Origin of the sequence: Candidatus Bandiella numerosa (assembly GCF_021811875.1) — a bacterium.
GTDB classification, from domain to species: Bacteria; Pseudomonadota; Alphaproteobacteria; order Rickettsiales; family Midichloriaceae; genus Aquirickettsia; species Aquirickettsia numerosa_A.
The window spans coordinates 1-10092 of the sequence record NZ_JAJBJD010000018.1; the positions used below are offsets into that span (position 1 = coordinate 1).

Below are 10092 nucleotides of genomic sequence, written 5' to 3' on the forward strand. Positions count from 1 at the left end.
TCCAAAGAGAGAATTTTCAAAAAGCTAAATTTATTTGGGATGAAGCTATCCAAGAGATAGCTGCTGCCTAAAATTTAAGGGTCAGGGTTGTGTTGCGGCCATATTTCCATTAACTTGACGGTGCCGTCACAGCCTTTAATAATGTCGGATTTTGAGCATATGCTTCATGGCGCTGGTAAGATGGAGTACTTTTTATATCTGCTATCTCTTTTTTGGTAGCATCAAGTTTATCCTGTAATCCAGTAGTTTTTGCTTTATTGTCTATTTCTCCTAATTCCTCATACAATTTCTTCAATCCATCGTGTAAATCCTTTACAATTGGCGAATCATCTTGACATTGTGATTTTTCTAGATCGAATAACCCAGCCAATTTCTTGGCTCTTGCTTCAAGTTTACCCTCAAACAGAGGATCATTTTTATTGGGTAGATTCCCTTCTTCTTGTTGCAAATCTAGTTCTACTAAGAGAATGATTTGTTCCCAATATGATTGTTCAAATCCTCTTTTTTTCAATTTTTTTGACGCAAAATCAGTCATACACCACCATCCTTTTTAATAAAATTAGTCCACCTCCGAGTAGTACATCAATGATAAGTAAAGTGCAATAAAAATCTACAATAAAACCTAACTTAATATCCTTGACATTACAAAGAGAAAAATGTTACTCTTTCGGACAAAATTAAAAGATGGACATGAAAATAGCAATTATAGGTTATGGAAAAATGGGCCAAATGATTGAAAAAGAGGCTGCGAAATTGCAAATTCCTATATCTAAAATAATTAATAGCAAAAGTGAATTGTTGTCATATAATTTTGGAAAAGACGAAGTTGCTATAGAATTTACCGAGCCATCGACATGTTTAGAGAACATTGAAATCATCTCCTCAAGAGGAACGCATGTAGTATGTGGTACTACTGGATGGTATAGTAGCATTCAAAAAGTTCAAAAATTAATAAATGAAACTAAAATAGGATTCATTTATGCATCCAATTTTGCCATTGGAGTTAACGTATTTTTGAAAATTATAAAAGAGGCTTCTATTATAATAGACAAATTTGATGAGTATGATGTCATGGGGCACGAGATTCACCATAATAAAAAAAAGGATTCACCTTCAGGAACAGCGTTGACAACTGCACAAATAATAATTGATAACATCACACGTAAAAAACAAATCATTACTGAGAGGGTTGATAGAGAAATGAAGCCTGACGAGATTCATTTTAGTTCTTCAAGATGTGGTAGTGTTATTGGTAAGCATGAGGTGATATTTGACAGTCCTGAAGATTTTATAAAAATCTCTCATGATTCCAAAGGAAGAAGTTGTTATGCAAAGGGAGCATTAAATTGTGCCAAATGGATAAAAAATAAAAAGGGTTTTTATAATATTGAAAGTTATATGGAGGAATTATTAAATGTCTAACAATTACTCTGGGCTGTATACTGCATTAGTCACACCGTTTAATGAAGATAAATCAGTTGATTACAGAGCTCTTGAAAAGCTAATCGATGAGCAAATTCAAGCAAAAGTTGATGGATTGGTTATTTTAGGAACCACTGGTGAAAGTCCAGTAATTAATGACATTGAAGCAGAAAAAATTATAAGCCTTGCAGTTAAAATTTCAAAAAATACAATAAAAATTATCGTAGGTACTGGAAGTAATAATACTGAATTAGCAATAAAAAAAAGCAAGCAAGCGCAAAATCTTGGAGCTAATGCCATACTTTCTGTAAACCCTTATTATAATAAACCTCCGCAAGAAGGTTTATATAGGCACTTCAAACAAATAGCCGATTCAATAGATATTCCTGTGATTTTATATAATATCAAAGGTAGAACTGCGGTTAATCTTGAAATAGAAACGTTGTTGCGGTTATCTCGGCACAAAAACATAATTGGTGTAAAAGAAGCAAGTGGTGATTTATCTCAGATAATGGATGTGATTAATCAAGTTGATAATGATTTCTTTGTATTATCAGGAGACGATGCTTTAACATACCCTATAATGTCTTTAGGTGGACACGGAATTGTATCAGTAATCTCTAATATTTTTCCAAGAGAGATGAAAAATATTGTTTGGCAATGTTTTACTAGTAATTTTGAAGCTGCCAAACAAAGTCATTATAAATTATATAATTTAATGAAGGCGCTTTTGTCTATATCAAGTAACCCAATTCCTGTAAAAACAATACTTGCACACATGGGTAAGATTAAGGAAGAATTTAGATTGCCTTTATGCCAATTGGGTGGCGATGATAAACAAAAATTAATTAAATTTTACAATGAAATCAGTGGCTGATTTTTATAAATATCATGGACTCGGCAATGATTATATTGTAATTGATCCTAATAAATTGAACTTCAATTTAAAATTAAATGAAGAGAATATAAGACTAATATGTCATAGAAATTATGGAATAGGATCAGATGGCATTTTGTTTGGTCCAATAATTAAAAATGGCAAAATTTCTTTTCAAATTTTCAACCCTGATGGCTCAGAAGCAGAAAAAAGTGGTAATGGTATACGAATATTTGCCCTGTATATTCACGATCAAGAATATATTAAAGAAAACAAATTTGAGTTATACACTAAAGGTGGGATGGTAGGAATTGATATCCTTGATTTAAAATCTAGGCTGATTAAGGTAGCTATGGGTGAGTATTCATTTTTAAGTGAAAAAATACCAATGAATCTTGCTTCTAAAGAAGTACTTAATCACGAAATCAACTTGCTTGGTGAAAAAGAATCAATTAGTTGTGTAAATATTGGTAATACTCACTGTGTGCTATTTAAAAAAAACGTTACTGAAGATTTAGCGAAAAGATTAGGCCCGTTGTTAGAAAATCATGAGCTATTTCCGAACAAAACAAATGTACAATTTGTTCAAATTTTGGACAGAGCTAACATTAAAATAGAAATCTGGGAAAGAGGGGCAGGCTATACTTTAGCATCTGGCACAAGTAGCTCTGCAGCAAGTTGTGTTGCGCATAAGCTTGGTTTTGTAGATAAGAATGTTATAGTTCATATGAAAGGTGGTAATGTAGGTGTTGAAATAACTGATGAAGGGTTGTTTTTAACTGGTGAAGTTGCTAGAATTTCAAGTGGTGATTTTGCTAAAGATTTTATTGAAAAAATATTAAAATAATAGTTAGTTATGGACATTATATACTCAAAAATAATAAACGAAATTGGAGAATATCCTTTTTCGGAAATCTACAAAAAGGTAGCTGATCTAAAACAAAGAGGTGTTAAAGTTATTGATTTTGGAGTTGGAGATCCTAAAAGCCCTACTCCAGATTTTATTATTGATAATCTTTCAAAATTTGCCAGAAATAGAGCATATTCAGGCTATCCAAGCTATATTGGAGATATAAGCTACAGAAAAGCTTGCGCAAATTACATGAAAAGAGAATATGGCGTAGATCTTAATCCTGAGACAGAAATTTCATCAACTATCGGCTCAAAAGAGGCAATTTTTAACTTTCCAGCAGGATTTATAAATTCAGGCGACATAGTAATTTGCCCCACGCCTGGGTATCCAGCTTATAAGACAGGAACAAAATTTAGAAAGGGTAAAGTGCATTTTACTCCCTTACTCGAAAAAAATGATTTTTTAATAGATTTTGCATTAATACCAGACGACATTGCGCACAAGGCTAAAATAATATGGACAAATTATCCAAATTCACCTACAGGAGCTTCTGCACCTAGAGAATGGTTGCAAGTTTTAGTTTCTTGGGCTAAATATTTCAACGTAATAATTGCAGCTGATGAAGGATGCTATAATGACATTTATTTCGGAGAAAAACCTACAAGTATATTAGAAATTCAAAAAACTGGTGTGATAACGTTTTATTCACTTTCAAAACGCAGTAATATGACTGGTTATAGGGTAGGATTTGTGGCTGGAGATGAACGTATTATTTCTGGGTTTAAAAAAGTAAAAACCAACATTGATTCTGGTACTCCGACCTTCATACAAGATGTAGCAACGCTTGCACTGAATGATCAGATGGAGGTACTAAAAATGAGAGAGGAATATAGGAAAAAGCGTGATATAATGATAGAGGCGCTTACCTCTTGTGGCCTAGAAACCCCCAAAGGTGATTCAACATTTTATGTGTGGCAAAAAACACCAAAAGGGCAAAATAGTATAAAATTTTCTAACACCCTCATAGAATTGGGAATTATTGTTACTCCTGGCCAGTTAATTTCTGATGAAGCAGATGGGATAAATCCTGGGCAAAATTTCGTTAGATTTGCGCTAGTTCCAACTATGGAAGAGATAATTGAAGCTGCAACAAGAATTAAAGAAAATTTAAAAGTATAATGTAGCTTCACTTCTGCAGATAAAAACTTCCATTACTAATAAAGACTTAGATCAAGAGTGGTGCAGTGCTCTATGCATAAATTTTACAAAATAGCTTTTAATACGCAATATATTAATATTCTCAGTTATCAATAACTATTGGGCACAGATGAAGTTGGATAATTTTTGCTATCCGTCTCTGATTTTTCATCATTATTTCTTATTTTCTTTCCAGACATCAAATCCTTAATCTCATCTCCAGTAATAGTTTCATATTCTATTAGTGCTTTTGCTAAAATCTCAAGTTTCTTTTTATGTTTTATAATGATGTTTTTTGCAATTTCATAACTATCTCTTAACAATCTATCAACTTCTTTATCGACTGTTTCAGCCAACTTACCAGATATATTGTGAGACTTCTCTATTCCAAATCCCATCATTGCATCTTCTCTATCTTCGCCAACCATTATAGGTCCAATTTTTTCACTAAACCCCCACTTCGTTATCATATTTTTTGCTATTTTTGTAGCCATTTTAATATCATGCGAAGCCCCAGTTGTAACCTTATCCTCACCAAAAGTCGCTTCTTCAGCTGCCCTACCACCCATATAAATAGCAATCTTAGCCTTCAAATAAGCTTTACTTTCACTAATTTTATCTGCTTCTGGGAGTTGCATAACCATACCTAAAGACATTCCTCTTGGAATTATTGTTGCCTTATGAATAGGGTCAGATTCAGGTAAATACAATCCCACTAATGCGTGCCCAGCCTCATGATATGCGGTAATTTCCTTTTCTTTTTCCGACATTACCATAGACCTTCTTTCAGCGCCCATCATTACTTTATCTTTAGCATGTTCTAACTCATGCATGGTAACTACTTCCCTATTTAATTTAGCAGCTGCAAGTGTTGCTTCATTGATTAAATTTGCAAGATCTGCCCCAGAGAACCCTGGGGTCCCACGAGCTATGACTTTAACATCAACATCAGGAGCTATTGGAACTTTTTTAATATGCACCTGTAATATTTGCTCTCTGCCCTTGATGTCTGGAAGTGGTACAGTAATTTGTCTATCAAACCTTCCAGGCCTAAGTAATGCCGAATCTAATACATCAGGTCTATTAGTTGCGGCGACAACAATTATACCTTGATTATCAGCAAAACCATCCATTTCTACCAACAATTGATTTAAAGTTTGTTCACGTTCATCATTACCTCCTCCATGCCCCGAGCTTCTGTGACGACCAACCGCATCAATCTCATCAATAAAAACTATACAAGGTGCGTGTTTTTTAGCTTGCATAAACATATCTCTTACTCTACTTGCTCCAACACCAACAAACATTTCAACGAAATCTGAGCCTGAAATTGTAAAAAACGGAACTCCAGCTTCTCCCGCCACTGCCCTTGCAAGCAAGGTTTTACCAGTTCCTGGTGCCCCTATAAGTAGACAGCCCTTTGGAATTTTACCACCTAATTTATCGAATTTTGCAGGATTTTTTAAAAAATCAACCACTTCTTTCAATTCTTCTTTAGCTTCATCAATTCCTGCTACGTCAGCAAATGTAACCTTTTTATTTTGATCTTGCATTAGCTTAGCTTTTGATTTTCCAAAACCCATGGCTTTTCCACCTGCCCCTTGCATATTTTTCAAGTAATATATCCAAATTCCTATTAAAACAATCATAGGTAGCCATGAAAAAACTATACCAAGTATGTTGCCCATAGTTGATTCTATGGGGACAATGTTTATTTTTACATTTTGAGCTCTTAAATCATCAATAAGTTGCGGATAAAATCTTGGCGATAATGTTGCAAAGCTTTCACCATTAGCAAGCTTTCCTTCAACATCACTACCCTTTATGTTCACTTCCTTAATTTCTCCATTTGATATTTTATCCATAAAATCGGAGAAAATTAGCTTTTTGTTTGATATGTTAGCCACATCTACAAAGCTGTATGCAACTATAATTAAAAAAATAATGCCCACCCACTTCATTAAATTAGTGCTGAAGTTACTTTTAAAATCTTTCATGACAAAGTTATATATTTAAGTTTATTGTTATTTCAAACTATAATTTCTAACATAATATGAACTATTAATCATCAAATTTATACTAATAATCCAAATTAAATGGTTATTAAATGTTCACCTTTTTTTGCAAAATATAAGTTAATTATTTCAGCTGATATTTCTTCAATAGCTTTTGATGTAACATCTACAACAGGGAAATTGTTCTTATTAAAAATTCTATTAGCGTATTTAATTTCATCTTTAATGCTAGTTGCACCAGTATAATCATTTTTGAAATTTTTTAAATCCTGTCCCATTAACCTACATTGCCTGATTTGAATCAATCGTTCAATACCTATTGTTAGACCTACTACCAAAGGTTTATCGATTAAAGAAAAATCATAATCAACGCCATTGATAATTGGCCAATTTGCAACTTTATAACCTCTTTGTGCTAAATATAATGAAGTTGGTGATTTGGATGTTCTAGAAACACCAGTCAAAAGGATATCAGCATTATTAAAGTCTTTACTTTGTTGCCCGTCATCGTGATTCACTGTGAAATTTATAGCTTCTATTTTCTTAAAATAATTTAGATCAGATAATATTTCTTTTTCTGGAGTTTTTTTGGACGTAAGAACGCCATAATATGAGCATATTTCGGAAATTATATTTGCAATTGGGGAAAAGCACTTTACGTTTAATTCGCTACATTTTAATTTTAAATGTTCTCTTAATTCTTTATTAAGTATTGTGTATATGACAATTCCCGGATTTTTTTGTAGCTCAGTGGCAATCTCATCTATTTGCTCCTTCGATCTTACCAATGGCCACATATATTCTTGCACCTCAATATTGTCAAATTGAGAAATAACAGCTTTTGTTACAGCAATAACTGTTTCTCCTGAAGAATCTGAGACCATGTATACACTTAAATTTGGAAGATTCATTGAATACCAGGTGAATAAATTAAAATTTTATACCATAGATATAGTTATAAAAGCTTGCATTTCAATGTATTAATATTATGATCTTCAAATTAACTACATATACATTTAGCTGCATGTTGAAGTTTATTGTTGCATTGTTATTTCCAATCTTTTTGCTAACAGGCTGTTTTACTAATGAAGCTGGAAAAGTGAGTAAGTCAAAAATGGGAGCAATTGGAGGAGGCGTAGCAGGAGCTTTAGTAGGATCGACTATTGGAGGAGGAAGTGGCAAAGGCATTGCTATTGCTGCAGGCGCAATCGTTGGCTCTATGGTTGGAAGTGAATTAGGAAAGAGTTTAGATCGAAGGGACTTAGAATTGCAGCAAAAAAGCCAAGTTAGCGCTTTAGAATATAACAAATCAGGTAGTGCATCAACATGGAAAAATCCTGATACTAATGCTTCTGGATATGTGAAGCCCACTAATACTTTTATAAATAGCAATGGACAAAATTGCAGAGAATACACTCAGGAGATAAAAATTGGTGACAAAGCCGAAAGGGGTTTTGGTACTGCATGCAGAAGATCTGATGGTTCTTGGGAAATAGTTAAATAAAGATAAATAAATATGGATATACAATATGAGCGATTTAAATCAAATGTTATCAGGTAAAGTTGGCTTGATAATGGGCTTGGCAAATGATAAGTCTATTTCATGGGGTATCGCAAAAGTTTGTAATAATTATGGTGCCAAATTTGCAATTAGTTACCAAAATGAAATACTTGCAAAAAGAGTTAAACCTCTTGCTGAGGAACTGAAATCTGATTTGCTGATAGAATGTGATATAAGCGATGAAACATCTATTGATAAAGCATTTGAATTGATAAAGGAGCGCTATGGTAAAATTGATTTTTTTGTACATGCAATAGCATTCTCTGATAAAAACGAACTTCAAGGTCGCTATGTTGATACTTCAAGAAGTAATTTTTTAAATACATTGGATATTTCTTGCTATTCCTTCGTATATACATCGAAAAAAGCTGCAGAAATATTAAAGCCTGGTGGTAGTATTCTTACATTAACTTACTATGGTGCCGAAAAGGTTATTCCGAATTATAATGTAATGGGTATTGCAAAGGCTGCACTTGAATCAAGTGTTAAGTATATAGCTGCAGATTTGGGTGAATTGGATATACGAGTAAATGCAATATCAGCAGGACCGATTAAAACATTAGCCGCATCAGGCATTGGTGATTTTAGAAGTATGTTAAAATTTAATGAAGAAAACTCTCCACTTAAAAGGAATGTCACGATTTATGACGTAGGGAATACAGCAGCATTTCTACTAAGTGACCTATCGTCAAATATCACTGGTGAAATTATATTTGTAGACGCTGGGTATAATATTTTAGGCTCACCAAGATTATTATATCAACAAAGCTAGGTATTGATTATGAAAAAAGTAGTTATTTTTTTCTATTATTTGCAAGCCTCGTAGGATGCAAACCAAAGGATCCATCAGTCTATGATATAAAAAGTCCTTGCGCTTCAAGTAAAAAAATATATACAAATGGTCATGAACCGTGTATTAAGAGAACTCCTATTGGAAACAAATTAGCATAATAATAAAATGGAAAGAACACTTAGTATAATAAAGCCAGACGCAACTAGAAGAAATTTGACCGGAGCAATAAACGGCAGGTTTGAAGGGCATGGTCTGAGGATTGTAGCTCAAAAAAGAATTAGGTTGACAGAAGAGCAAGCAATGTCATTCTATCGCGCGCACAAAGATAGACCTTTTTTTAATAGCCTGGTTGGCTTTATGATATCTGGACCTGTAGTAGTTCAAGTTCTTGAGGGAGAAAATGCTGTAGCCAAAAATAGAGAAATTATGGGAGCTACTAATCCTGAAGAAGCTGTAAAAGGCAGTATTAGACGGGATTTCGCTGAAAATATTGAAGCTAATTCAGTACATGGATCTGATTCTATTGAAAGTGCAAAAGATGAAATTACATTCTTCTTTAGTGAGTCCGAAATAGTGGGATAAATTTATTTAGCTATTGAGTAAAAAAGTTTTGTTTTAGTATGTTCAATATGATATAATTTCCAAGGTACTAATGGTCCCGTAGCTCAGTCGGTAGAGCAACTGACTTTTAATCAGTAGGTCACAGGTTCGAATCCTGTCGGGATCACCAAATTATAAGCACTTTTAGTAAAGCATATTTTCTAGGCCAATTTTTGTATAACAACAAAAGTAATTTAACTAATGCATAAAGTAAGCCTTATATACGTTACATGTTCTAATAAAATAGAAGCAAAAATAATTGCAAAAACTTTAGTTCAGGAAAAACTTATCTCATGTGCTAATATTATTGATAATGTCACCTCTATATTTGAATATGAAAACAAATTTCATGAGGAGGATGAAGCAATACTTATATTAAAAACACTATCGGGACATTTTCAAAAAATAGAAGATAGAATTATAGAGTTACACAGTTATGATACTCCATGTATTATTGAAATTAGGGCGTCAAACTCCTCAAAAAAATTTACTGATTGGTTATTGAATAGCTAATATAATCAGTTTGATGAAAAGCATTTTTCAAGGCACAGTCAAGTTAAAAATAGAATAAAATTCTGATATTGAATAAAAGATTATAAAATTGTAGGATTTAAAAAAATAAATATCAAAAAAGATGAAGGGCACAACAAACAGACATAGATATCCAATGATGATAATAGGACAGGCGATATGGCAATATCATAGATTTAATCAGAGCTATCGTGATGTGAGAGAGCAACTATTATACAGAGGAATAGAAGTAAGTCATGAAAC

At 33.0% G+C, this 10092-nt stretch carries 11 protein-coding genes, 1 tRNA gene and 1 pseudogene; 10 read left to right on the plus strand and 3 right to left on the minus strand.

Annotation, left to right across the window (positions count from 1 at the left end; genetic code table 11):
* Window positions 1–109: 109 nt before the first annotated feature.
* Window positions 110–535, minus strand: coding sequence for a hypothetical protein (locus L8D11_RS01335; RefSeq protein WP_236869880.1), 426 nt, complete (start codon window positions 533–535; stop codon window positions 110–112).
* Between the two features lie 155 nt (window positions 536–690).
* On the opposite strand from L8D11_RS01335, the gene dapB reads away from it, so the two are divergent.
* From dapB to L8D11_RS01355, 4 genes are read left to right on the plus strand one after another with little or no spacing between them, the layout of a single operon-like run.
* Window positions 691–1422 carry a 4-hydroxy-tetrahydrodipicolinate reductase gene (dapB, locus tag L8D11_RS01340; RefSeq protein WP_272906002.1) on the plus strand — a complete coding sequence of 244 codons (732 nt, stop codon included), beginning with the start codon at window positions 691–693 and terminating at the stop codon, window positions 1420–1422.
* On the plus strand, window positions 1415–2299 hold the full coding sequence (gene dapA, locus L8D11_RS01345; protein WP_236869882.1) for a 4-hydroxy-tetrahydrodipicolinate synthase: 885 nt from the start codon (window positions 1415–1417) through the stop codon (window positions 2297–2299). Before dapB ends, dapA begins: the two co-directional genes overlap by 8 nt.
* Entirely contained in the window at window positions 2283–3146 is an 864-nt protein-coding gene (gene dapF / locus L8D11_RS01350; protein ID WP_236869883.1) for a diaminopimelate epimerase, read from the plus strand. Before dapA ends, dapF begins: the two co-directional genes overlap by 17 nt.
* A 9-nt stretch (window positions 3147–3155) precedes the next feature.
* The gene (locus tag L8D11_RS01355) at window positions 3156–4331 is read left to right on the plus strand and encodes an aminotransferase class I/II-fold pyridoxal phosphate-dependent enzyme (RefSeq protein ID WP_236869884.1); all 1176 of its coding nucleotides are present in this window, start codon (window positions 3156–3158) and stop codon (window positions 4329–4331) included.
* 128 nt (window positions 4332–4459) lie between these two features.
* On the opposite strand, the gene ftsH is transcribed toward L8D11_RS01355, so the two are convergent.
* Both ftsH and L8D11_RS01365 read right to left on the minus strand, forming a co-directional pair.
* Window positions 4460–6346, minus strand: a complete 1887-nt coding sequence (gene ftsH, locus L8D11_RS01360) for an ATP-dependent zinc metalloprotease FtsH (protein ID WP_336886375.1) — start codon at window positions 6344–6346, stop codon at window positions 4460–4462.
* A gap of 95 nt (window positions 6347–6441) precedes the next feature.
* A complete protein-coding gene (locus tag L8D11_RS01365; RefSeq protein ID WP_272906003.1) occupies window positions 6442–7275 on the minus strand; it encodes a pyruvate, water dikinase regulatory protein in 834 nt (277 codons plus the stop codon).
* Window positions 7276–7427: 152 nt separating this feature from the next.
* Here L8D11_RS01365 and L8D11_RS01370 point away from each other — a divergent pair, with 152 nt between their 5' ends.
* The 6 genes and pseudogenes from L8D11_RS01370 to L8D11_RS01395 form a co-directional block, all read left to right on the plus strand.
* The gene (locus L8D11_RS01370; RefSeq protein ID WP_236869886.1) at window positions 7428–7868 is read left to right on the plus strand and encodes an RT0821/Lpp0805 family surface protein; all 441 of its coding nucleotides are present in this window, start codon (window positions 7428–7430) and stop codon (window positions 7866–7868) included.
* Window positions 7869–7893: 25 nt separating this feature from the next.
* Window positions 7894–8697, plus strand: a complete 804-nt coding sequence (locus L8D11_RS01375) for an enoyl-ACP reductase FabI (RefSeq protein WP_236869887.1) — start codon at window positions 7894–7896, stop codon at window positions 8695–8697.
* A gap of 186 nt (window positions 8698–8883) precedes the next feature.
* On the plus strand, window positions 8884–9300 hold the full coding sequence (gene ndk / locus L8D11_RS01380) for a nucleoside-diphosphate kinase (RefSeq protein WP_236869888.1): 417 nt from the start codon (window positions 8884–8886) through the stop codon (window positions 9298–9300).
* Window positions 9301–9372: 72 nt separating this feature from the next.
* Window positions 9373–9448, plus strand: a tRNA-Lys gene (locus L8D11_RS01385).
* Window positions 9449–9519: 71 nt separating this feature from the next.
* On the plus strand, window positions 9520–9831 hold the full coding sequence (gene cutA / locus L8D11_RS01390; RefSeq protein ID WP_236869889.1) for a divalent-cation tolerance protein CutA: 312 nt from the start codon (window positions 9520–9522) through the stop codon (window positions 9829–9831).
* Between the two features lie 121 nt (window positions 9832–9952).
* A pseudogene (locus L8D11_RS01395) lies at window positions 9953–10092 on the plus strand (IS6 family transposase); the annotation flags it as partial.

Bases quoted from the DNA above. Each gene is read 5' to 3' on its own strand.
- dapF (WP_236869883.1), top strand. From the start codon at position 2,283: ATGAAATCAGTGGCTGATTTTTATAAATATCATGGACTCGGCAATGAT.
- L8D11_RS01365 (WP_272906003.1), bottom strand. From the start codon at position 7,275: ATGAATCTTCCAAATTTAAGTGTATACATGGTCTCAGATTCTTCAGGA.
- L8D11_RS01355 (WP_236869884.1), top strand. From the start codon at position 3,156: ATGGACATTATATACTCAAAAATAATAAACGAAATTGGAGAATATCCT.
- dapB (WP_272906002.1), top strand. From the start codon at position 691: ATGAAAATAGCAATTATAGGTTATGGAAAAATGGGCCAAATGATTGAA.
- dapA (WP_236869882.1), top strand. From the start codon at position 1,415: ATGTCTAACAATTACTCTGGGCTGTATACTGCATTAGTCACACCGTTT.
- L8D11_RS01375 (WP_236869887.1), top strand. From the start codon at position 7,894: ATGAGCGATTTAAATCAAATGTTATCAGGTAAAGTTGGCTTGATAATG.
- ftsH (WP_336886375.1), bottom strand. From the start codon at position 6,346: ATGAAAGATTTTAAAAGTAACTTCAGCACTAATTTAATGAAGTGGGTG.
- ndk (WP_236869888.1), top strand. From the start codon at position 8,884: ATGGAAAGAACACTTAGTATAATAAAGCCAGACGCAACTAGAAGAAAT.
- L8D11_RS01335 (WP_236869880.1), bottom strand. From the start codon at position 535: ATGACTGATTTTGCGTCAAAAAAATTGAAAAAAAGAGGATTTGAACAA.
- cutA (WP_236869889.1), top strand. From the start codon at position 9,520: ATGCATAAAGTAAGCCTTATATACGTTACATGTTCTAATAAAATAGAA.